The 20984-nt window shown below is 65.0% G+C and carries 22 protein-coding genes; 10 read left to right on the top strand and 12 right to left on the bottom strand.

Features of this window, described 5'->3' with window-relative positions; all coding sequences use genetic code 11:
• Positions 1–55: 55 nt before the first annotated feature.
• Positions 56–1117, top strand: coding sequence for an alcohol dehydrogenase (locus ACO6D5_RS06905; protein WP_485824973.1), 1062 nt, complete (start codon positions 56–58; stop codon positions 1115–1117).
• Between the two features lie 44 nt (positions 1118–1161).
• On the opposite strand, the gene ACO6D5_RS06900 is transcribed toward ACO6D5_RS06905, so the two are convergent.
• Positions 1162–1674 carry an RES family NAD+ phosphorylase gene (locus ACO6D5_RS06900; RefSeq protein WP_006222154.1) on the bottom strand — a complete coding sequence of 171 codons (513 nt, stop codon included), beginning with the start codon at positions 1672–1674 and terminating at the stop codon, positions 1162–1164.
• Positions 1671–2156: a type II RES/Xre toxin-antitoxin system antitoxin gene (gene parS / locus ACO6D5_RS06895; RefSeq protein WP_006222155.1), complete on the bottom strand. Its 486-nt coding sequence runs from the start codon at positions 2154–2156 to the stop codon at positions 1671–1673. The genes ACO6D5_RS06900 and parS overlap by 4 nt, the downstream gene beginning before the upstream one ends.
• Before the next feature lie 155 nt (positions 2157–2311).
• On the opposite strand from parS, the gene ACO6D5_RS06890 reads away from it, so the two are divergent.
• Positions 2312–2689 carry a DUF423 domain-containing protein gene (locus ACO6D5_RS06890; RefSeq protein WP_485824972.1) on the top strand — a complete coding sequence of 126 codons (378 nt, stop codon included), beginning with the start codon at positions 2312–2314 and terminating at the stop codon, positions 2687–2689.
• A 65-nt stretch (positions 2690–2754) separates the two neighbouring features.
• On the top strand, positions 2755–3663 hold the full coding sequence (locus ACO6D5_RS06885) for an EamA family transporter (RefSeq protein ID WP_315845986.1): 909 nt from the start codon (positions 2755–2757) through the stop codon (positions 3661–3663).
• A 28-nt stretch (positions 3664–3691) separates the two neighbouring features.
• On the opposite strand, the gene ACO6D5_RS06880 is transcribed toward ACO6D5_RS06885, so the two are convergent.
• Together ACO6D5_RS06880 and ACO6D5_RS06875 are read right to left on the bottom strand one after the other, a co-directional pair.
• Positions 3692–4330 carry a glutathione S-transferase family protein gene (locus tag ACO6D5_RS06880; protein WP_485824971.1) on the bottom strand — a complete coding sequence of 213 codons (639 nt, stop codon included), beginning with the start codon at positions 4328–4330 and terminating at the stop codon, positions 3692–3694.
• 3 nt (positions 4331–4333) lie between these two features.
• Positions 4334–5506, bottom strand: coding sequence for a PQQ-dependent sugar dehydrogenase (locus ACO6D5_RS06875; protein WP_315845988.1), 1173 nt, complete (start codon positions 5504–5506; stop codon positions 4334–4336).
• Between the two features lie 136 nt (positions 5507–5642).
• Between ACO6D5_RS06875 and ACO6D5_RS06870 the strand changes: the two genes are divergently transcribed.
• Positions 5643–6254: a glutathione S-transferase family protein gene (locus ACO6D5_RS06870; RefSeq protein ID WP_315845989.1), complete on the top strand. Its 612-nt coding sequence runs from the start codon at positions 5643–5645 to the stop codon at positions 6252–6254.
• 68 nt (positions 6255–6322) lie between these two features.
• On the opposite strand, the gene ACO6D5_RS06865 is transcribed toward ACO6D5_RS06870, so the two are convergent.
• The gene (locus ACO6D5_RS06865; protein ID WP_485824970.1) at positions 6323–7291 is read right to left on the bottom strand and encodes a LysR family transcriptional regulator; all 969 of its coding nucleotides are present in this window, start codon (positions 7289–7291) and stop codon (positions 6323–6325) included.
• 120 nt (positions 7292–7411) lie between these two features.
• On the opposite strand from ACO6D5_RS06865, the gene ACO6D5_RS06860 reads away from it, so the two are divergent.
• The 3 genes from ACO6D5_RS06860 to cuyB are packed head-to-tail and all read left to right on the top strand — an operon-like array spanning position 7412 to position 10624.
• Positions 7412–8389, top strand: coding sequence for a tripartite tricarboxylate transporter substrate-binding protein (locus tag ACO6D5_RS06860; RefSeq protein ID WP_315847133.1), 978 nt, complete (start codon positions 7412–7414; stop codon positions 8387–8389).
• 8 nt (positions 8390–8397) lie between these two features.
• Positions 8398–9879, top strand: a complete 1482-nt coding sequence (locus ACO6D5_RS06855; protein ID WP_485824969.1) for an N-acyl-D-amino-acid deacylase family protein — start codon at positions 8398–8400, stop codon at positions 9877–9879.
• A 1-nt stretch (position 9880) separates the two neighbouring features.
• Positions 9881–10624: a cysteate racemase gene (gene cuyB, locus ACO6D5_RS06850; RefSeq protein ID WP_315847135.1), complete on the top strand. Its 744-nt coding sequence runs from the start codon at positions 9881–9883 to the stop codon at positions 10622–10624.
• 132 nt (positions 10625–10756) lie between these two features.
• Here cuyB and ACO6D5_RS06845 read toward each other — a convergent pair whose 3' ends face one another.
• The 7 genes from ACO6D5_RS06845 to proC form a co-directional block, all read right to left on the bottom strand.
• The gene (locus ACO6D5_RS06845) at positions 10757–11458 is read right to left on the bottom strand and encodes an ABC transporter ATP-binding protein (protein ID WP_006222165.1); all 702 of its coding nucleotides are present in this window, start codon (positions 11456–11458) and stop codon (positions 10757–10759) included.
• The gene (gene livG / locus ACO6D5_RS06840) at positions 11458–12225 is read right to left on the bottom strand and encodes a high-affinity branched-chain amino acid ABC transporter ATP-binding protein LivG (RefSeq protein ID WP_006222166.1); all 768 of its coding nucleotides are present in this window, start codon (positions 12223–12225) and stop codon (positions 11458–11460) included. The genes ACO6D5_RS06845 and livG overlap by 1 nt, the downstream gene beginning before the upstream one ends.
• Complete coding sequence (locus tag ACO6D5_RS06835) at positions 12222–13457, bottom strand: high-affinity branched-chain amino acid ABC transporter permease LivM (RefSeq protein WP_315847136.1); 1236 nt, start codon at positions 13455–13457, stop codon at positions 12222–12224. The genes livG and ACO6D5_RS06835 overlap by 4 nt, the downstream gene beginning before the upstream one ends.
• Entirely contained in the window at positions 13457–14383 is a 927-nt protein-coding gene (gene livH / locus ACO6D5_RS06830; RefSeq protein WP_006222168.1) for a high-affinity branched-chain amino acid ABC transporter permease LivH, read from the bottom strand. Before livH ends, ACO6D5_RS06835 begins: the two co-directional genes overlap by 1 nt.
• Positions 14384–14574: 191 nt before the next feature.
• On the bottom strand, positions 14575–15690 hold the full coding sequence (locus ACO6D5_RS06825; protein WP_006222169.1) for a high-affinity branched-chain amino acid ABC transporter substrate-binding protein: 1116 nt from the start codon (positions 15688–15690) through the stop codon (positions 14575–14577).
• Between the two features lie 450 nt (positions 15691–16140).
• Entirely contained in the window at positions 16141–16695 is a 555-nt protein-coding gene (locus ACO6D5_RS06820; protein WP_315847137.1) for a queuosine precursor transporter, read from the bottom strand.
• The gene (gene proC / locus ACO6D5_RS06815) at positions 16692–17525 is read right to left on the bottom strand and encodes a pyrroline-5-carboxylate reductase (protein WP_485824968.1); all 834 of its coding nucleotides are present in this window, start codon (positions 17523–17525) and stop codon (positions 16692–16694) included. The genes ACO6D5_RS06820 and proC overlap by 4 nt, the downstream gene beginning before the upstream one ends.
• A gap of 194 nt (positions 17526–17719) precedes the next feature.
• On the opposite strand from proC, the gene ugpB reads away from it, so the two are divergent.
• The 3 genes from ugpB to ugpE form a co-directional block, all read left to right on the top strand.
• Positions 17720–19033, top strand: a complete 1314-nt coding sequence (gene ugpB, locus ACO6D5_RS06810; protein ID WP_006222172.1) for a sn-glycerol-3-phosphate ABC transporter substrate-binding protein UgpB — start codon at positions 17720–17722, stop codon at positions 19031–19033.
• A gap of 200 nt (positions 19034–19233) precedes the next feature.
• Positions 19234–20115 (top strand): sn-glycerol-3-phosphate ABC transporter permease UgpA, encoded by an 882-nt coding sequence (ugpA, locus tag ACO6D5_RS06805; protein ID WP_006219636.1) that lies wholly within the window; start codon positions 19234–19236, stop codon positions 20113–20115.
• Positions 20116–20136: 21 nt separating this feature from the next.
• On the top strand, positions 20137–20984 hold an 848-nt coding region (gene ugpE / locus ACO6D5_RS06800), incomplete at its 3' end, for a sn-glycerol-3-phosphate ABC transporter permease UgpE (protein WP_485824967.1).

The following is a 20984-nucleotide window of genomic DNA, read 5'->3' as shown; positions in this document are numbered from 1 at the left end:
GAAGTAGCGCCCCCCGCAGTGCCCCGGCCATAAGAATCACTAAAGGAGACATCCCATGAAGTGCTATTGCGTCGTCAACTTCCGCGAACCCTTGCAGGAAATGCATCAGCCCACGCCCACCCCCCAAGGGACGCAGGTGCTGCTGAAGGTCCGTGCGGCGGGGGTTTGCCACAGCGATATCCACTTGTGGGAAGGCGGCTATGACCTGGGCCAGGGCCGCACGCTGTCCTTGAAGGACCGCGGCGTGTCGCTGCCGCTGACGATGGGCCATGAAACCGTGGGCGCCGTCGTGGCGGCAGGCCCCGACGCCTCGGGCCTTTCGGGCGACCGCAATTACCTCGTGTATCCGTGGATCGGCTGCGGCAAATGCCCGTCGTGCGTATCGGGCATGGAAAACCACTGCTCCGCGCCCGCGTGCCTGGGCGTGCACCGCGCCGGCGGCTACGCCGACCACATCGTGGTTCCGCACCCGAAGTACCTGATCGACATCGGCGACCTGGACCCGGCGCAGATCGCCCCGTACGCGTGCTCGGGCCTGACCACCTATTCGGCGCTCAAGAAAATCGGCGCCGACATCTATCGCGAGCATCCGATCGTGATCTTCGGCGCCGGCGGCCTGGGCCTGATGAGCCTGACCCTGATCAAGGCGCTGGGTGGCGCGGGCGCCATCGTGGTCGACATCGATCCCGCCAAGCGCCAGGCCGCGCTGGATGCGGGCGCACTGGCCGCCATCGACGGCGCCGTGCCCGACGCCGCGCAGCAGATCATCAAGGCCGCCGGCGGCAAACCCGTCCAGGCGGCGATCGACCTGGTGGGCGCGCCCGCCACCACGTCGCTCGCGTTCGACTTCCTGACCAAGGGCGGCAAGCTGATCATCGTGGGCCTGTTCGGCGGCGCTTCGTCGTGGCCGATCGCGCTGATCCCCATGAAGGCCATGTCCATCATCGGCAGCTACGTGGGCAACCTGACCGAACTGCAAGAACTGATGGAACTGGTGCGCGCCGGCAAGGTGCCGCCGATGCCGGTGCATCGCCACGCGCTGGCCGAGGCCGACAGCGTGCTGTCCGCGCTGCGGGCCGGCAAGGTGGTGGGCCGCGCCGTGCTGACGGTGGATTGACGCGTCAAGGCCGCGCGTCAGCCGCGCCAGACGGCCGGGCTGGATCAGCCGGGCCGCAAGCGCGGATCGTAGATGAACCGTTCGCGCCGGACGACCACGATATGTTCCGCATCCGGATGCGCCGGATTGATCAGCAGATTGCAGTCCGGCACGCCGCGGTACGGCACGATGGCGCTGGGCAGTTCCAGCAGCGCCGACACGCCGGATGCGACCCAGTTGTCGCCCACGGCCTGCGAGGCCTCGGCGAACGGCACCGCTTCCCAAAAGGGATAGTCTTCTTGCAATTGGCCCAGCGTCAGGACCTGGCGGGCCTCATGGATGGCGCGCGGTACCGCCAGTTCGATCAGATACCGGTTGGCCTGTTCGGACGCCCGGGCCGCGAAATGCACGACCGTCTCCAGCACGGCCAGCGCCACGCTGGACGAGGCATACACCACCGCCGTGCCCGGGCTGTTGTAGCGGCCGCCCACCGCGGCCGCCCCTGCCCCGCTCAGGTCGTCGGCGCGGTACTTGCCGGCCGTCGTGCCGATGCGCCACAACGAGACGAACTCCGTCATGCGTAGACGCCGGCTGCCGCGCGCGCCAGGGTGTCTTCCACAATGCGGCTGCTGGCGTCCGACGTCAGCAGCGACAAGGGCTTGACGTTGCCCAGGGCCGGCACCGGCGTGTTCAACCACAGCACCGCCTCTTCATCGCTGCCCAGCACCTGCCGGGCGACGCGCGCCACCCGGGCCACGCGGGCCAGGCGGTCGGATTCACCCAGCGGCAGCATCTGGCCTTCGCGGGTCCAGCGCGACAACGACGCCGCCTTGACCTCGGTGATGGCCATGATTTCCGATTTGGGCACTTGCAGGAAGTCGGCGGCGTCGTCGACCATTTGCGCCGGCAGGCCCCGGCGCACGTCGCGCGCGATGTCGCTCAGCGGACTGTCCACCAGTTCAAGGAACAATTGCTTGGCCCGGGCCGCCGCGTGACGCGGAGGGCGCTTGGCGGAAGCGCCGCGCTTGTCGGCCGCTTTTCCAACGATGGCGATAGTCATGATGCCCCCAGATATTTCCAAACAGAATTTATAATATCCCATTTGGAATGGCAATTTCAAGGCGACTTCCTGGCGGGGCGCGCGAGCCGCCGGCATGCACCGGATTTGGGCATATCATAGGCGGCGTTACACACGATCACAGACAAGGACAGGCAATGACGGACCGGCAGCTCACGATACTCGCGGCGTTGAACCTCATGGTGGCGGTGGGCGCCGGCGCTTTCGGCGCGCATGGACTCAAGCGCATGCTGAGCCCGGATTTGCTCGCCGTCTGGCAGACCGGCGTGATGTACCACCTGGTCCACGCCCTGGGCCTGTTCATCATCGCGCTGCTGGGCGCCCGTTTCGGGTCGCCGATGCTTTCGGCGGCCGGCCTCGTCATGTTCGCGGGCATCGTGCTGTTTTCGGGCAGCCTGTACCTCCTGTCGCTGACGGGCACCCATTGGCTTGGCGCCGTCACGCCCATCGGCGGCGCCGCCTTCCTGGCGGCCTGGGCCATGGTGGCGCTGGCCGCCTACCGCGCCCAGGGCTGACCCCGCCGGCGCGCATTCCCCCCTTTCCCCATGGCGGCAGGAACCGCCGCCCTTGCAGGTTTCAGATGTCTTCCTCGACCGTATTACCCGCCGCCCGGGACCATTCCGCCGCTGCAGGCATCGCCTGCGTGGTGGGCGGCATCTTTTTCCTGACGCTCAGCGACGCCAACGCCAAGTGGCTGGGCGCCCACTACAACCCGCTGCAGATCCTGTTCCTGCGCGCGTTGATCGCCCTGCCCTTCGTGATGACGCTCGCCCTGTGGCTGGGCGGCCGGCGCGTGCTGCGCACCACCCATCCGGGCCTGCACCTGACCCGCGGCGCGATCAACGTGGTGTCCGCCTGTTGCTTCTATCTGGGCTTGCGCGCGCTGCCGCTGGCCGAAGCCACCGCCATCGCGTTTGCCGCGCCGTTGTTCGTCACCGCGCTGTCGGTGCTGATCCTGAAGGAGCGCGTGGACGGCAAGCGCTGGCTGGCCGTGCTGGCCGGTTTCGCCGGCGTCCTGATCGTGGTGCGTCCGGGGTCGGCGGCCTTCCAGCCCGCCACCTTGCTGCCGCTGACCACCGCCTTGCTGTACGCCGTCATGATGATCACGGCGCGCGGCATCAGCCGCGCCGAGGGCATGCTGACGACCACGTTCTACATCGTGCTGGGGCAACTCGTGTGCAGCGCGGTCGGCTTGCCTTGGGTATGGGAAACGCCGGCGATGGAAGACCTGCCCTACTTCGGCGGCGTGGCGCTGTTCAGCACGCTGGGCTTGGCGTTGATCACGCAAGGGTTCCGCATCGGTCCGGCCTCGGTCGTGGCGCCGTTCGACTACACCGGCCTGATCTGGGCCACGATCCTGGGCTGGATCTTCTGGCGCGAAGCGCCGGATGCCTACGCCTATCTGGGCGCCCTGTTCATCGCGGGCAGCGGCGTCTACATCGCCGTGCGCGAAGCGCGGGCAAAGGGCAAGCGGCGCGGCAAGGCATAGCGCCGCGCCAGCGCTCCCGTCGTCGCGCCTATTCGGTCGGCGGCGGGAAATTCCGGCGCAGCACCCGCGCCACGTTCGGCTCCAGCGCCGCTTCTCGCGCCACGGCGGTCAACGCCGGGCAGACCGAGGCGAACCAGGCTTGCCCTGGCCGCCAATGCGTCATGACCGTCACATACAGATCCAGCGCGGAAAACCGGCGGCCCAGCATGTGGGGCGCGCAGGCTTGGCGTTCCAGTTCCTGCCACAATTCCGCCCGCCGCGTATGCACGCGCTCGCGCAACAGGTCGGCGGCCGCGCCTTCGCTGGTCCATTGGGGCGGATTGTCGCCGTAGGTGAAGGTCGGGTAGATGGCCGCGACCAGCCGCAGCAGCAGATTCAGGAAACGCGCACGCTCGGGCTTGTCCGCCCCGGGAGCCAGACCCGCCTGTGGCGCCACGTCGTGCAGGTGCAGGATCATCGCGGCGCTTTCCGTCATGACCTCGCCGTCCGGCGTGACCAGCGTCGGCACCTGCCCCAGCGGGTTCAGGTGCAACAGCCGGTCGCGCTCAGGGCCCGGTTTCAGATACGGCACATCGGTCAACGTGTGCGGCACGTTGGCCAGCACCAACGCCATCTCCACCACGGCCGAGCCGCAGCCCGCGGATCCGATCAGTTCATAGGTCTTCATCGCTCACCCTCCCGATTCGGCCGGCGCGATCCGCAGCAATTGGCCGGGCGATGCGTCGGTCAGCACATACACATACCCGTCCGGCCCTTGCCGCACGTCGCGTATCCGGCTCTTGCGGTCAACCAGCAACCATTCCTGCCCCACTACCCGATTGCCATCCAGCGTCAGGCGAATCAGGTTCTGATTGGCCAACGCGCCGATGAACACGGATTTCTGCCACGCCGGAAAGCGGTCCGCGTTGTAGAACGCCATGCCGCTGATCGCGGGGGATTTGGCCCACCAGAACAGCGGCTGTTCGGTGCCGGGCGCGGTTTCGCCCTTGGCCTCGGGTATGGGTTGGCCCGAATAGTTGATGCCGTAGGTCGCCAAGGGCCAGCCATAGTTCTTGCCGGGCTGGATCAGGTTGATCTCGTCGCCCCCGCGCGGCCCGTGTTCGTTTTCCCACAAGTCGCCGGACCAGGGGTTCAGCGCCATGCCCTGCGGGTTGCGATGCCCATATGACCAGATCTCGGGCCGGGCGCCGGCCTTGCCGGCAAAGGGATTGTCGGGCGGCACGCTGCCGTCCGCCTTCAGCCGCACCACCTTGCCCTGCAGCTTGTCCAGGTCCTGCGCGGTCGGGCGCTGGTTGTTCTCGCCCAGCGAGATGAACAGATACCCTTTGCCGTCGAACACCAGACGCGACCCGAAATGCAGGCCCGAAGACAGCTTGGGCGCCTGGCGGAACAGCACCTTGAAATCCTGCAAGCCCGTTGCGTCTTCAGACAGGCGTCCCCGGCCGACAGCCGTGCCGCTCTTGTCCCCGTCGGACTCCGCGTAGGACAAATACACATAACGATCGGTCGCGAAGTCTGGCGACAGCGCCACGTCCAGCAAGCCGCCCTGGCCCGAAGCGGCCACCTTGGGCACGCCGGAGAGCGGCTTGGACAGGCCACCCGGCGTGCGCAGCAAACGCAGGTTTCCGGGCCGCTCGGTGATCAGCACGCCGCCGTCAGGCAGAAAAGCCATCGCCCAAGGGTGATCCAATCCGCCCACGACAGGCGTGACACGGGCGGCGACCGACGGCGGTTCCTGGGCGGCGCGCGCAGGGGCGGCCGCGTACAGGGCGCCCGCGGCAACCAGCAACGAAGAAACAAACAGGGGAATCGCGCGCGTGCTCGCGGCGGTGCGTGACTGCATGGACATCTCCGGCGGCAACTGGGTTGAATGCGGGCACGGATGGCATGACAAGATGGCGCGGACTGCACCGCGTGTGGCGTACCATAGCGCCCAGGGACGGGCGTCTCCCGTCCTTCCTCTCAGGAGACTCCATCACATGAAACTGTACTACATGCCCGGCGCGTGCTCGCTCGCTTCCCACATAGTCCTGGAGTGGGTCGGAAAGCCTTACGAGACGCACAAGCTCAGCCGTGAAGCGCTCAAGGAGCCAGACTTTCTGAAAGTGAATCCGCTGGGTGCCGTGCCCGCGCTGGTCGACGGCGATTGGGCCGTGACGCAGAATGCATCGATCCTGGAATACATCGCCGAACAGGCGCCGCAAAGCAAGCTGCTGGGCGACGGCAGCGCGCGTTCGCGCGCCGACGTGCGCCGCTGGCTCGGCTTCATCAACTCCGATATCCACAAGACCTTCTCGATGATCTTCGGCGCGTCCCGCTTCCTGGGCGACGAAGGCGCGCAGAAGGAACTGGCGGGCTCCGCGTCCAAGCTGCTGACGAAGCTGTTCTCGCAGCTGGACGCGCAACTGGCCGGCAAGGCGTACCTGACGGGCGACGCGCCCTCCATCGCCGACGCCTACCTGTACGTCGTGCTGCGCTGGGCGCATGCCAAGGAAGTCGACCTGTCCGGCCAGGACAATCTGGCGGCATTCTTCAAGCGCATGGAGGCCGACAAGGGCGTCCAGGCCGCCCTGAAGGCCGAAGGGCTGTAAGGCCCCACCGGGCGGCGGCGGCCCGCCGCCACCGCCCGCGTCCGTCGCGCTCGGGCGGCCTGACTGATTCAGTCCTCATCCGGCGCGCCGGCCAGCCCGGGTTGCGCCACCCCTTCCAGCGTTTTCTTCACCGCGGCCAAAAAACGCCGTGCCAGCAAGGGCGGCGCGCTCAGGTTCGAATGCGTGGCCCAGATCTCGACGCAGGCCTGGGGCTCGATCGGCCGCAGCACCATGTGCGCCGCCTGATCCGGCGTCACGCACCACGCGTCCACCAGCGCCGGCCCCAACCCCTGCTGCACGAACGAACAGGCCGTCACGGGCGAATGCACCTCGACCGCCGCCGCGCATCGAGGCCCGTCGCCAAAGAACGGCTGCAACGCCCGCCCCAGCGGCGTATCCCGTGGATAGCCGATCCATGCCGCGGACGCGAAGTCCTCGGGTCGCACCACCTCATGAGTGGCCAAGGGGTGGGACTTGGGCATCACGCAGACCACCGGCACCTGGGCCAGCCGGACCGAGGTCAGGTTCGGATGGTCGGGCGGCTGCATGGAAATGCCGATGTCCGCCTGCCCCGACAGGAAGTAGGCTGCCAGTTCATCAAACGTGACGCTGCGGTAGTCCACCCGCGCATCCGCATTGCGCCCGCGAAAGCGCTCCAATGCCATCGGAATCAGGCGCTGGCCGAAACTGGCGCTGGCCACGATCTTCAGCATGCCCGCGCCAGACTGCCCCAGGCTGGCGGCCAGGTCGTTCACCCGCTGGATGCCGCCGTAGACCTGTTCGACTTCGGCATACAGCCTGCGCGCCTCGGCCGTGGGCGACAGCCGGCTCTTCACCCGTTCAAACAGCCGGTAACCCAGCCGGCTTTCCGTCAAGGCCAGCACCCGGCTCACGGCCGGTTGCGACACGTGCAGCATGCGCCCCGCCCCACTGATCGAGCCGGACATCATGATCGCCCGGAACACCTCGATCTGGCGCAGGTTCAACGGCCGCCCTGCACTGGGCCCGACCTCGTCGGCATAGGCATCCGCATCCACTTTTCTTCCCCTTGATCGATAACGGCGGATTATAGGATTGCCACATTTTTCGATGATGCAGCGCCGCAATGCGGGTGTAATCTGCGCCCCTCAAGACAACAAAACAAGGGGAATACCACCATGCACCGCAACTTTTTCCGCAGTCTGTCCGCGCTGGCCGTCAGCGCCGCCCTGATCGGCACCGCCGTCGCCGGCCCGTATCCCGACAAGCCCATCACCTTCGTCGTGCCGTCGGCGGCAGGCGGGTCTCCCGACGTGCTGTCGCGCCTGATCACGACGCAGCTGGCCCGTGACACGGGCGCCACGATGGTCGTCGAAAACCGCCCTGGCGCCGCCGGCAACATCGGCATCGCGCTGGTCAAGCGCGCCGCCGCCGACGGCTACACCGTGGGCTACGGCAACATCAACACGCTAGCCGTGAACCGTTCGCTGTTCAAGCGCCTGCCCTACGACGTGGACCAGGACCTGACGCCTGTGGCCCACATGTTCGACCTGTACAACGCGCTGATCGTGCCGGCCGACTCCCCCGTCAAGAGCGTGCAGGACCTGATCGACCTGGCGCACAAGCAGCCCGGCCGCCTGTCGTACGGCGCGTCGGGCGTCGGCACCACGGGCCACATGGGCGGCGAACTCTTCAAGAGCATGGCCAAGCTCGATGTGATGTTCATCCCCTACAACGGCGGCCCCGCCGCCATCCAGGACCTGCTGGGTGGCCGCCTGGACTACCTGTTCGTCAACACCTCCGAAGCCACGCCGCTGGTCAAGAGCGGCAAGGTGCGCGCCATCGGCGTGAGCAGCCTGAAACGCCTGTCGTTGATGCCCGACGTGCCGACGCTGGACGAATCCGGCCTGAAAGGCTATGAAACGGTCGCCTGGGGCGGCGTGGTCGCCCCCAAGGGCACGCCCGCCGACGTAGTGGCCACGCTGAACGCCGCCATCCAGAAGGCCCTGCAGGCGCCCGACGTGCGCACCGGCCTGGCCACGCTGGGCGCCGTGCCCGCCACGGGCTCGCCCGAGGAGTTCAAGCAGCTGATCGATCGTGAAACGGCCAAATGGCAGAAGATCATCGAAACCGCCGGCATCGAGAAACTGGATTAAGCAGCCCCATGACGGATCGCACCTTGCAGGCAGACTTCATCGTGGCGGGCGCCACGCTTATCGATGGCTCGGGCGGGCCCGCCCGGCAGGGCGACCTGGCCGTGCTGGGCGAACGCATCGTGGCCGTAGGCAACTTCGCCCATCCCGCGGGCGTCGCTGTGATCGACGGCCGGGGCCAGGTCCTCGCCCCCGGCTTCATCGATTCGCACACCCACGATGACGGCTACCTGCTGGCGCATCCGGACATGCTGCCCAAGGTATCGCAAGGCATCACCACCGTCGTCACCGGCAACTGCGGGATCAGCCTGGCGCCGCTTGAGCGCGACGCCATCCCCCAGCCGCTGGACCTGCTGGGCCCGCCCGAGCTGTTCCGCTTCGGCACGTTCCGAGCCTGGATGGACGCCTTGCGCGCCACGCCCGCCGCCGTGAACGTCATCCCGCTGGTCGGCCATACGACGCTGCGCGTCGCCGTCATGGACGACACGTCGCGCGCCGCCGACGACAGCGAACGCGCCGCCATGCGCGATCTGATGCAAGAAGCGCTGGACGCCGGCGCCTTCGGCGTATCCACCGGCACGTTCTATCCGCCGGCCAGCGCCGCGCCCACCGATGAGATCATCGACGTCTGCCGCCCGCTGAAGGACTTGCGGGATGCGGGCCGGCGCGGCCTGTACGCCACGCATCTGCGCGACGAGGCCGACCATATCGTGCCGGCCATGGAAGAAGCGCTGCTGATCGGCCGCGAGCTGGACTGCCGCGTGGTGTTCTCGCACCACAAGCTCGCGGGCGAACGCAACCATGGCCGCACGCGCGAGACCCTGGACCTGATCAGCCGCGCGGCCGCCAGCCAGCCGGTCTGCCTGGACTGCCACCCCTACCCCGCCACCTCCACCATGCTGCGGCTGGACCGCGCGCGGCTGGCCAGCCGCACGATGATCACCTGGTCCAAGGGCTACCCCGAAGCCACCGGCCGCGACTTCAGCGAAGTCATGCAGGAACTCGGCCTGGACGATGAAGCCGCCGTCTCGCGGTTGGCCCCGGCAGGCGCGATCTACTTCCTGATGGACCCCGCAGACGTCAACCGGATCTTCACGCACCCGCTCACCATGGTCGGGTCCGACGGGCTGCCCTTCGACCCGCATCCGCACCCCCGCCAATGGGGCACGTTCACCAATGTGCTGCGCACGATGGTGCGCGAACAGCAACTGCTGTCGCTGGAGGCCGCCATCCACAAGATGACGGGTTTGGCGGCGGACCAATATGGCGTGGCCGAGCGCGGGTTGCTGCGCGAGGGGTATCATGCTGACCTGGTGCTGTTCGATCCCGCCACGGTGACAGATGTGGCCACTTTTTCAGCTCCCATTCAGGCAAGCCAGGGCATCCACGCGGTGTGGGTCAACGGCAAACCGGTGTGGGACGGGGAGCGGACCAGCGCTGAACGCCCGGGCCAGGTCCTGACGCCCGGCGACGCATTACCTCGGAGTTTATAAAGTGAAGACGTTTTCCCAGGGCTGCTACCTGGGTGTATTGGGCGGCATGGGCCCCATGGCCGGTGCGGCTTTCGCCCTTCGCCTGGCGGCGCTGACGCCCGCCGCGATCGACCAGCAACACATCCCCACGCTGCTGCGCAACGACCCCCGGATCCCCGACCGCTCCAGTGCCTACATGGCGGGCGGCGAAAGCCCCCTTCCCCACATGGTCGAGGGCGTGCGCTTCCTGGAACAGGCGGGCGCGCAATTGATCGCCATTCCCTGCAACACGGCCCACCTCTGGTACGACGAGATCGCCGCGTCCACCGGCTTGCCCGTGCTGCACATCATCCAGGCCGTCATCGACGACCTGCGGCGCCTCGGCCTGCCGCGCGGCCGCATCGGCCTCATGGGCACTGCGGCCACGTTGAAGCTGGGGCTGTATCAGAAGCACCTTGAAGCCCAAGGCTACGAGTGCATCGTGCCCGACGACGACGAAGTCGAGCGCTATTGCATGGGTTCGATCCGCGCGGTCAAAGGCAACCAGCTGGAAGCCGCCTTCGCGCCCGCCGCGGAATGCATCGCCCGCCTGAAAGCGCGCGGCGCCGACGCCGTGGTGCTGGGCTGCACCGAACTGCCGCTGGCCGTGCCGCACGCGCTGCGCCCGAGCCTGGGCGTGACGCTGACGGATTCGATCGACGCGTTGGCCCGCGCCGCCATTGCGCATTACGAAGCCGATTTGGCCAAGCAGTTGATCGCGGCCTGATGGGTTGGGCGCGAGACGCCGTGGACACGAACCCCGAAAACGCGCGCGCGCAACCCATCACCTACCCGCGAAAAAAAAGCGCATCTTTCGATGCGCCCCAATTTCCCTTCGCGGGGAATATGGTTCTGAACGTCAGCCGCCCAGGTAAGCCTTGCGGACCTGATCATTGACCAGCAAATTGGCGCCCGTGTCTTGCAGCACGACACGGCCGTTCTCCAGCACATAACCGCGGTCGGCCACGCCCAGCGCCTTGTTCGCGTTCTGCTCCACCAGGAACACCGTCACGCCTTGTTCGCGGATCTCGCGGATGATGTCGAAGATCTGCGCGATCACCAGCGGCGCCAGGCCCAGCGTGGGCTCGTCCAGCAACAGCAGGCGCGGACGCGTCATCAGTGCGCGGCCGATGGCCAGCATCTGCTGTTCGCCGCCGGACATCAGGCCGGCACGCTGGCTGGAACGCTCCTTCAAGCGCGGGAACAGACCGTAGACGTGCTCGATGCCCGCCTCGATCTCCGAGCGCTTCGAAAAGAAGCCGCCCATCATCAGGTTTTCGGCAACCGTCAGGTCCTTGAAGACCCGGCGGCCTTCCGGCGAAATGGCGATGCCATTGCGCATGATGTGGTGCGTGTCCTTGTTGGTGATGTCCTCGCCTTCGAACGTGATCTTGCCTTCGCGCGCCCGGGGGTTGCCGCAGACCGTCATCAGCAAGGTCGTCTTGCCGGCGCCGTTGGCGCCGATCAAGGTCACGATTTCGCCTTTGTTGACGTCCACCGACACGCCGTTCAACGCCTGGATGGCGCCGTAATAGGTGTGTATGTTTTCCAGCTTAAGCATCATTCCTCCCCCAGGTACGCCTTGATGACGCGCTCGTCGTTGCGCACCTGCTCGGGGGTGCCGGTCGTGATGGGCTTGCCGTGCTCCATGACGAGGATACGGTCGGAAATGCCCATGATCAGGCTCATGTCGTGCTCGATCAGCAGCACCGCGACGCCGAACTCGCGCCGCAGCTGGTCGATGAGCGACTGCAGATCGCGCTTTTCCTGAGGATTCAGGCCGGCGGCCGGCTCGTCCAGCATCAGCAGGCGCGGCTTGGTGATCATGCAGCGCGCGATCTCCAGGCGGCGTTGGTGCCCGTACGCCAGGTTGCCCGCTTCGCGGTTGGCGAATTCGCGCAAGCCCATGAAGTCCAGCCATTGCGCCGCGCGCGACAGCGCGTCGGTTTCGGACTGCCGGTAGCCCTTGAGCTTCAACAGGCCCGGCAACAGCCGCGACTCCACCTGCGTGTGCTGCGCGACCAGCAGGTTTTCCAGCACGGTCAGCTGCTTGAACAGGCGCACGTTCTGGAACGTGCGCACCAGCCCGTGGCGCGCGACCTTATGGCTGGGCAGGCCGGTGATCGGCTTGCCGTCCATGATGATGTCGCCCGCCGTCGGCGCATAAAACCCGCCGACGCAGTTGAACACCGTGGTCTTGCCGGCGCCGTTGGGGCCGATGATGGCGAAAACCTCGTCGGATTTGACTTCGAACGCCACGCTGTCGACGGCCAGCAGGCCGCCGAACCGCATGGTGAGTCCGGATACTTTAAGCAATGCCTCGCTCATTTAGACAGCTCCACGTGGGGACGCTTCATGGGCAACAACCCCTGCGGACGCCACATCATCATCAACACCATCACCAGACCGAACATCAGCATCCGGTACTCGGCGAATTCGCGCGCCAGTTCAGGCAGCACCGTCAGCAGGACGGCCGCCAGGATCACGCCCACCTGCGAGCCCATGCCGCCCAGCACCACAATGGCCAGGATCAGCGCGGATTCGATGAAGGTGAAGGATTCCGGGTTCACCATGCCTTGGCGCGCCGCGAAGAACGCGCCGCCAAAGCCGGCAAACGTAGCGCCCAGCGTGAACGCGGACAGCTTGATGCGCGTGGGGTTCAAGCCCAGCGAACGGCACGCGATCTCGTCTTCGCGCAACGCTTCCCAGGCACGGCCGACCGGCATGCGGATCAGGCGCGTGGACACGAACAGCGTGATCAGCGCCAGCAGCAGCGCCATCATGTACAGATAGATCACCATGTCCTGGTTCTGGAACGTCAGGCCGAAGAACTCATGGAACGTCGTGCCCCCTTCCGTGCTGGCGCGGCGCGTCATCTCCAGGCCGAAGACGGTAGGCTTCGGAATACCCGAAATGCCGTCCGGACCACCGGTCAGCGTATTCAGGTTGATCAGCAGCAGGCGGATCATTTCACCGAAACCCAGCGTCACGATAGCCAGGTAGTCACCCCGCAGACGCAGCACCGGAAAGCCCAGCACGAACCCGAACAAGGCCGCCATTGCGCCCGAGAACGGCAGCGCTTCCCAGAAGCTCCAGCCGCCCCAGTGGTACAGCAAGGCATAGGTGTAGGCGCCCACGGCATAGAAGCCGACAAAGCCCAGGTCCAGCAGGCCGGCAAAACCCACCACGATATTCAGGCCCAGGCCCAGCATCACGTAGATCAGCACCAGCGTGGCGATGTCGACCGAGCTGCGTCCCGCGAAGAACGGCCAGACGACCGCTATCGCCAGCAGCAGCAGCGCCAACCCCTTGTGGCTTTTGGCAGGCGCCGACGGCAGGGTCGGCAACGCTGTCTTGAGCTTCTTGAACGGCAAGGCGATCCATGGGCGCAGCATCTGGAACACGAACACCACGGCCGCGGCAAGCGCCACCAGCCCCCAGTGCGATTCCATCGACGTGCGCGCGCCCTGACGGATCAGTTGCAGGCCGAACACCGGCGTAACGATGACCGCCGTCAGCACGGCCGCCATCGTGGCGTTTTTAAGATTGTTTTTCGACATCAGACTTTTTCCACCTCAGGTTTGCCCAGCAGCCCGGTGGGACGGAACAGCAGAATCAGGACCAGCAGCGAGAACGCCACGATGTCCTTGTACTGTGACGAGATATAGGCGGCCGCAAAGGTTTCGGCCAGGCCCAGCAGCACGCCGCCCAGCATGGCGCCGGGAATGCTGCCGATACCGCCCAGCACCGCCGCCGTGAAGGCCTTGATGCCGGCCAGGAAGCCGATGAAGGGATTCAGTTTGCCGATGGTGATGGCGATCAGCACGCCGCCCACCGCCGCCAGGATCGCGCCCATCACGAACGTGAAGGAAATCACGCGGTTGGTGTCGATGCCCAGCAGATTGGCCATGTGCATATCCTGCGAGCAGGCGCGCGAGGCGCGTCCCATGCGGGAATATTTGATGAACAGTGTCAGCCCGACCATCAGCACGACCGTCACGACGATGATCATGATGCGCGAATACGGCACCGTCACGTCGAAGTCCGATCCCATGTGGAACTGCACGGCGCCCGACACCAGCGAGGGCACGGCCATGTCGCGCGCGCCTTGGCCCAGCGCAACCCAGTTCTGCAGGAAGATCGACATGCCGATCGCCGAGATCAGCGCCACCAGGCGGGGGCTGCCTCGCACGGGCCGGTAGGCCACGCGTTCGACGGAAAAGCCGTAGATGCCGGTCACGGTGATCGCGACGAGCAGCATGGCGGCGATGATGAATGGCACCGGCAAGCCACTGTTGGTGCCGATGGACGTCAAGGTGACCAGGCCGACATAGGCACCGATCATATAGATTTCGCCGTGGGCGAAGTTGATCATACCGATGATGCCGTAGACCATTGTGTAGCCGATGGCAATCAACGCATAGATCGCGCCCAGAGACAATCCATTGAAGAATTGCTGGGTAAGTTGGGGTATGAGGTCAGACATTATTTCTCTTGCTCCAAATGGTTCCGGCCCCGGTAGAGAGACCCGGAGCCGGAAACCTGGGCGTATTTTATAAGGGCCTGCCGTCAACTTATGCCGGCCGCACAGCGCTTTTGGCGCATCGCTACGCGGATTACGGCACAACGAGGACGACAGGCCCTACACGCCGGCACCGTGCCGGCGGGATCGCGAGTTTACAGCTGGGTCTTCTTTCCGTTCTTGTCCCATTTGTAAACGGCAAACTCGAAGTTCTTCAGATCGCCCTTGGCGTCATATTCGACCTTGCCGATGCCGGTGTTGAAGGTGGTCTTGTGCATGTAGTCCGCGACCTTGGCGGGATCTTCGCCCACGGCGTTGATGCTGTCGGCCAGGATCTGCACGGCGGCATACGCCGGCATCTGGAAGGCGCCGTCCGGATCGCGCTTGGCGTCCTTGAAGGCCTTCACGATGCTTTCGTTGCCCGGCAGCTTGGTGAAGTCGGCCGGCAACGTGACGAGCAAGCCGTCGATGGCCGGGCCGGCGATAGCCACCAGATCCTGGTTGGCGGTGCCTTCCGGACCCATGAACTGGACCTTCAGGCCCTGCTCACGCGCCTGGCGCAGCAGCAGGCCGAGCTCGGGGTGGTAGCCGCCGAAATAGACCAGGTCCACGCCTGCGGACTTCAGCTTGGTGATGATGGCCGAGTAGTCGCTGTCGCCGACGTTGATGCCCTCGAACATGGCGACGTTAACGCCTTCCTTGCCGAGCGAATCCTTGACCTGGGTGGCCACGCCCGAGCCGTAGGTCTGCTTGTCGTGCAGCACGGCGACCTTTTGCGGCTTCAGCGTCTTGGCAATGTAGCTGGCGGCGTACGGGCCTTGCTGGTCATCGCGGCCGATCGTGCGGAAGAAGTAATGCGGCTTGATCGTGTCCGTCACCAGCGGCGAGGTGGCGCCCGGGGTGATGCCGACGATGCCCTCTTCCTCGTAGACCTTCACGGCGGCGACCGTCACGCCCGAGCACGCATGGGCCACGGCGAACTTGGCGCCGGAGTTGACCACGCGGTTGGCGGCCGGCACGGCCTGCTTGGGTTCGCAGCCGTCGTCGATCAGGATCGGTTCGAGCTTCTTGCCCTTCACGCCGCCCTTGGCGTTGATCGTCTCGATGGCGGTCAAGGCGCCGGCCTGGATCTGGTCGCCATATTGCGTGTTGGGACCGGTCATGGGCTGGGGAATGCCGATCTTGATCGTGTCGGCGGCGTGCGCGGCGCCAGCCAAGGCAAGTGCCCCAAGCGCCATGGCTACCGGGGTAAGGCGATTCAGAAACTTCATGCGGAGTTCTCCAGCGAGGTTTTGAGCGGCTCTGATCGAAACGGGTTATCGGGTGGGTGCCCCGCAATCCGTATCGCGCGTCGCCGGCTTCTTGGGCAAAAACACGGTGTGGGCGGTATTCTGGAAGCAAGCCGCCATACTGTCACTGCGTGTAATCCCCAATATTTCCAGGCCAACCTTTAATCGTGACGGATCAGCGTGACAAGCCCATGAATTCACTGGAGAAATCGCAAATCCGCCTTATTAATGGATTGGCACACGACAAGGAATTGTGCTTGGCGCGGTATATGAAAAATAATTAATACACTGTTCGAACACGCATTTAAATACAGTACTTACGCAGGACTTACGAATAATGATTATCGCGTTAATAAAAAAGCGCGCATCCGGCGGGTTTTCACCCCCGCGATGCGCGCTTTTTTTGGCGCGTGGCCTACCCGGTGATCGCGATCAGGCGTTGGCGGGTTTGGCCAGGTTCCACATCAGCGCACGGAACGGCGCCAGCATGCTGATATTGACCACAAGCTTGATCGCCAGGTCGCCCATCATCCACGTCGTCCACGGGGCGCCGGTGGCGGCGAACGCCACGCTGAAGAACACCGCCGTGTCCAGGATCGCGCCCAGCACGCCGGACACGAGCGGCGCACGCCACCAGCGCTGGTCCCGCAACCGGTCAAAGACCTGGATGTCGACCAATTGCGCGCAGAGGTAGGCCAGGCCCGAGGCCAGCGCGATGCGCGGCGACGCCACCCAGAACGACACCACCAGCGCGGCGGCGAAGCCGAACCAGACCACGCGGCGCGCGGCGCGCGGACCAAAGCGGCGGTTCAGCACGTCGGTCACCAGGAAGGCCACCGGATACGACAGCCCGCCCCAGGTCAACCAGTCGTTCAGCGGCACCTGGACCAGGATGTTCGAGCCCACCACCACCAGCAGCATGCACAGCACGGCCGTGCCGAACTGCAGGCGGCTCATGGGCGGAAAGCCCCGGCTTGCCACGCTCATTTTCCGAACTCCTCGGCCAGCTCGCGCGAACGGCGGGCCGCGGCGGCCATCGCGTCTTGCACGATGCCGGCGAAACCCGCGTCGCCGAACGCGGCCAGGGCCGCAGCCGTGGTGCCGCCCTTGGAGGTGACGCGCTCGCGCAGCACCGCCAGGGGCTCGGTGGATTCGGCGGCCAGCTTCGTGGCCCCCGCCAGCGTGCCCAGCGCCAACTGCTTGGCTTGCGTTTCGGTCAGCCCGACCTTCAGGCCGCCTGCCACCAGCGCTTCCAGGAACAGGAACACATACGCCGGGCCGCTGCCCGACAATGCCGTCACGCCGTCCAGCGCGGCGTCATCCGCCACCCAGACCACCTGCCCCACGCTGGCCAGCAAGGTGGCGGCCAGTTCGCGGTCGGCTTCGCTCACGCCGTCCAGTGCGGCAAGACCCGTGATGCCCGCGCCCACCAGGGCCGGCGTGTTCGGCATGCAACGCACCAGGCGCTCGAACGGCGCGTCAGGCGCACCCAGCCAGCCGGCCAGGGTGTCGGCCCGGATTCCGGCCGCAACGCTTACCACCAAGGTGTCGTCCTGCAACCACTGACGTGTGGAAGCCACAACATCTTTCATGTTCTGTGGCTTGACTGCGAACACCCATACGCGGCACCGCGCCAGGGCCTCGCCGGGGGCCGTCGCGGTGGTCATGCCGCGGGCCTGCCAGGCGGCATGCCCATCCTGGTTTATGTCAATGACATGGATGTTCCCGGCGGGGCATACTTTGCCAGCCAGTCCGGATGCCAAAGCGGCCGCCATATTGCCGCCGCCAATGAACGCAATCGAAAGTTCGTTTTTCATAGCCAAGCATTGTAAACGGTCGGCTTCGTTGGAGAAAAAAAAGAAAATGTTCGTTCGCGCCTAAAACGCGCAATTTGACAGGCGTTTAGAGTGATGTGAAAGTCACGGTTTTGTCACAAACAATTCATAAGGTGTCGTGTTTTCTGTGCCCGGACAACCCGGTCGCAACACGCCCAACTGGAGGAAACCTCACCATGCGATCCCATCGTATTGCTTTAACCTTCGCCGCCATCATGACGGCTTTCGCAGGCGCCTCCGCGCATGCCGCCACCGAGATCCAGTTCTGGCACTCGATGGAAGGCGCCCTGGGCGACCGCGTGAACGGTCTGGTGGACGAATTCAACAAGAAGAACCCTGACTACCAGGTCAAGGCAATCTACAAGGGCAACTACGGTGAGTCCATGAACGCCGGCATCGCCGCGTTCCGCGCCGGCAACGCCCCGGACATCCTCCAGGTGTTCGAAGTCGGCACCGCCACCATGATGTACGCCAAGGGCGCCATCAAGCCGGTGCAGCAGATGTCCGAAGAAGTCGGCAACCCGATCGACCCGAAGGAATTCATCGGCGCGGTCGCGGGCTACTACTCGTCGGCCGACGGCAAGCTGGTGTCGATGCCCTTCAACAGCTCGACCGTGGTGTTCTACTACAACAAGGACGCCTTCAAGAAGGCCGGCCTGGACGCCGACAATCCGCCCAAGACCTGGGAAGAGCTGGCCGCTGCCGGCCAGAAGCTGAAGGCCGCTGGCCAGGAATGCGGCTACACGACGTCCTGGCCGTCGTGGGTCCAGCTGGAAACGTTCTCGGCCTGGCATAACGTGCCGTACGCCACCAAGGACAACGGTTTCGGCGGCCTGGACGCCCGCATCGCCATCAACACCCCGCTGCACGTGCGCCATCTGGAAAACCTGGCCAAGCTGGGCAAGGAAGGCATCTTCATGTACGGCGGCCGCGGCGACGAGCCGAACTCGCTGTTCATCAGCGGCAAGTGCGCCATGATCACCGGTTCGTCCGGCCTGCGCGCCAACATCGCCAAGAACGCCAAGTTCGAATTCGGCACCTCGACCGTGCCCTACTACGCCGACGTGCAAGGCGCTCCGCAGAACACCATCATCGGCGGCGCTTCGCTGTGGGTCTTCGCCAACAAGAAGCCGGAAACCTACAAGGGCGTCACCGCGTTCTTCAAGTTCCTGGCCAGCCCGGAAATCGCCGCTCGCTGGCACCAGCAGACCGGCTATGTGCCGGTCACCAAGGCGGCCTACGAACTGACCAAGAAAGACGGTTTCTATGACAAGAACCCGGGCACCGAAGTCGGCGTGAAGCAGTTGAACGTGGAAACCACCGCGCAATCGCGTGGCCTGCGCCTGGGCTTCCTGCCGCAGATCCGTGAAATCGAAGACGCTGAAATCGAACGCATCGTGTCCGGCAAGGTTGCGGCCAAGGACGGCGCCGAGAACATCGTCAAGCGCGGCAACGAGTTGCTGGAGAAGTTCGAGAAGAGTGTAAAGTAACGCCCTTTCCGGGTCGCCGCCCCGAGCCTGTCAATTGGCATTTTCCATGCGATGACAAGCACTTAGCGGTGACGCCGGATGCAAGCGCAAGGCTTAAAGCCCTGGTTTTTTTAGGGCTTTAAGCCTATCGTATTTTTATGAAAGCGGTTTCAAGCGGCGGTTAATCCAACCGCCGCTTTTCTGTACCTTGGGTTCCCCCTATGGAAAAACGCGTTGTATTCGGGCATAAGACCTTGCCCTATCTGCTGCTTCTGCCGCAGCTGATCATTACCGTGGTCTTCTTTTTCCTGCCCGCCGGACAAGCCATGTGGCAGTCCATGCGGCTCGAAGATGCCTTCGGCCTGTCGTCCGAATTCGTCGGACTCGACAACTTCATGGAACTGTTCTCGCAACAGGCCTACCTCGATTCCTTCCGCGTCACCGCCGTGTTCTCGGTACTGGTGGCGGTGGTGGGTCTTGGCGTGTCCTTGCTGCTGGCCGTCATGGCCGACCGCGTGATCCGCGGCGCAGGACTCTACAAGACGCTGCTGATCTGGCCCTATGCCGTGGCGCCCGCCGTCGTCGGCGTGCTGTGGCTGTTCATGTTCTCCCCTTCCGTCGGCATTCTGGCGGTTGCGTTGCGCAAGTCCGGCGTGGACTGGAACCCCCGGCTGGACGGCAACCAGGCGATGATGCTGGTGCTGGTCGCCGCCGTCTGGAAGCAGATCTCGTACAACTTCCTGTTCTTCCTGGCAGGCCTGCAATCGATCCCGCGTTCGCTCATCGAAGCCGCCGCGATCGACGGCGCAAGCCCGGCCCGCCGCTTCTGGAGCATCGTGTTCCCGCTGCTGTCGCCCACCACGTTCTTCCTGCTGGTGGTCAACATCATCTATGCCTTCTTCGACACCTTCGCGGTCGTGGATACCACCACGCAAGGCGGTCCCGGCACGTCGACCTCGATCCTGGTCTACAAGGTGTACAGCGACGGCTTCCGCGGCCTGGACCTGGGTTCGTCCGCAGCCCAGTCGGTTGTGCTGATGTTCATTGTGGTTGCCTTGACGGTCGTACAGTTCCGGTACGTCGACCGCAAAGTGCAGTATTGATTTTGTTCGAGGCTAATAACAATGGTTGAACGCCGTCCCTGGCTGGATATTCTGGCCCACGTCATTCTGCTCTGCGGGGTGGCGATGGTGGCATTTCCGCTTTACATCACTTTCGTCGCGTCTACCCAGACCGCCCAGGAAGTGGCGCAAGCGCCGATGTCGCTGATTCCCGGTCCGCACTTCGTGGACAACTACATGCAGGCGCTGTTCGGCGGCTCCTCCGGCGGTTCGTCCGGCGCGCCGGTCGGCCGCATGATGTATGTCAGCCTGATCATGGCGCTGTCGATTTCCATCGGCAAGATCGCGATCTCGCTGCTGTCGGCGTTCGCGGTCGTGTACTTCCGCTTTCCCGGCCGCATGTTCTTCTTCTGGATGATCTTCGTCACGCTCATGCTGCCCGTCGAAGTCCGGATCGCGCCGACCTACAAGGTGGTGGCGGACCTGGGCCTGCTCAACAGCTATGCCGGCCTGACGCTTCCGCTGATTGCGTCGGCCACGGCCACCTTCCTGTTCCGCCAGTTCTTCCTGACGGTGCCGGACGAGCTGATCGAAGCCGCGCGCATCGACGGCGCGGGCCCCGTGCGTTTCTTCTTCGACGTGCTGCTGCCGCTGTCCAAGACCAGCATCGCCGCCCTGTTCGTGATCCAGTTCATCTATGGCTGGAACCAATACCTGTGGCCGCTGCTCGTCACCACCCAGGAAGACATGTACCCCGTCGTCATCGGCATCAAGCGGATGATCAGCGGCGGCGACAGCGTCACCGAATGGAACATCACCATGGCCACCGCCATGCTGGCCATGATTCCGCCGGCGCTCGTCGTCATCCTGATGCAGAAATGGTTCGTCAAGGGTCTGGTCGACACTGAAAA

It is taken from the genome of Achromobacter sp. (assembly GCF_057314935.1).
The sequence above is the reverse complement of the archived record's forward strand: the minus strand, read 5'-3'. Positions and strand labels throughout refer to the sequence as shown.

What these genes read in the sequence shown, in the direction of transcription:
- ACO6D5_RS06905 (WP_485824973.1), top strand. Translation starts at nt 56, where the DNA reads ATGAAGTGCTATTGCGTCGTCAACTTCCGCGAACCCTTGCAGGAAATG.
- ACO6D5_RS06900 (WP_006222154.1), bottom strand. Translation starts at nt 1,674, where the DNA reads ATGACGGAGTTCGTCTCGTTGTGGCGCATCGGCACGACGGCCGGCAAG.
- parS (WP_006222155.1), bottom strand. Translation starts at nt 2,156, where the DNA reads ATGACTATCGCCATCGTTGGAAAAGCGGCCGACAAGCGCGGCGCTTCC.
- ACO6D5_RS06890 (WP_485824972.1), top strand. Translation starts at nt 2,312, where the DNA reads ATGACGGACCGGCAGCTCACGATACTCGCGGCGTTGAACCTCATGGTG.
- ACO6D5_RS06885 (WP_315845986.1), top strand. Translation starts at nt 2,755, where the DNA reads ATGTCTTCCTCGACCGTATTACCCGCCGCCCGGGACCATTCCGCCGCT.
- ACO6D5_RS06880 (WP_485824971.1), bottom strand. Translation starts at nt 4,330, where the DNA reads ATGAAGACCTATGAACTGATCGGATCCGCGGGCTGCGGCTCGGCCGTG.
- ACO6D5_RS06875 (WP_315845988.1), bottom strand. Translation starts at nt 5,506, where the DNA reads ATGCAGTCACGCACCGCCGCGAGCACGCGCGCGATTCCCCTGTTTGTT.
- ACO6D5_RS06870 (WP_315845989.1), top strand. Translation starts at nt 5,643, where the DNA reads ATGAAACTGTACTACATGCCCGGCGCGTGCTCGCTCGCTTCCCACATA.
- ACO6D5_RS06860 (WP_315847133.1), top strand. Translation starts at nt 7,412, where the DNA reads ATGCACCGCAACTTTTTCCGCAGTCTGTCCGCGCTGGCCGTCAGCGCC.
- ACO6D5_RS06855 (WP_485824969.1), top strand. Translation starts at nt 8,398, where the DNA reads ATGACGGATCGCACCTTGCAGGCAGACTTCATCGTGGCGGGCGCCACG.
- ACO6D5_RS06845 (WP_006222165.1), bottom strand. Translation starts at nt 11,458, where the DNA reads ATGCTTAAGCTGGAAAACATACACACCTATTACGGCGCCATCCAGGCG.
- livG (WP_006222166.1), bottom strand. Translation starts at nt 12,225, where the DNA reads ATGAGCGAGGCATTGCTTAAAGTATCCGGACTCACCATGCGGTTCGGC.
- ACO6D5_RS06835 (WP_315847136.1), bottom strand. Translation starts at nt 13,457, where the DNA reads ATGTCGAAAAACAATCTTAAAAACGCCACGATGGCGGCCGTGCTGACG.
- livH (WP_006222168.1), bottom strand. Translation starts at nt 14,383, where the DNA reads ATGTCTGACCTCATACCCCAACTTACCCAGCAATTCTTCAATGGATTG.
- ACO6D5_RS06825 (WP_006222169.1), bottom strand. Translation starts at nt 15,690, where the DNA reads ATGAAGTTTCTGAATCGCCTTACCCCGGTAGCCATGGCGCTTGGGGCA.
- ACO6D5_RS06820 (WP_315847137.1), bottom strand. Translation starts at nt 16,695, where the DNA reads ATGAGCGTGGCAAGCCGGGGCTTTCCGCCCATGAGCCGCCTGCAGTTC.
- proC (WP_485824968.1), bottom strand. Translation starts at nt 17,525, where the DNA reads ATGAAAAACGAACTTTCGATTGCGTTCATTGGCGGCGGCAATATGGCG.
- ugpB (WP_006222172.1), top strand. Translation starts at nt 17,720, where the DNA reads ATGCGATCCCATCGTATTGCTTTAACCTTCGCCGCCATCATGACGGCT.
- ugpA (WP_006219636.1), top strand. Translation starts at nt 19,234, where the DNA reads ATGGAAAAACGCGTTGTATTCGGGCATAAGACCTTGCCCTATCTGCTG.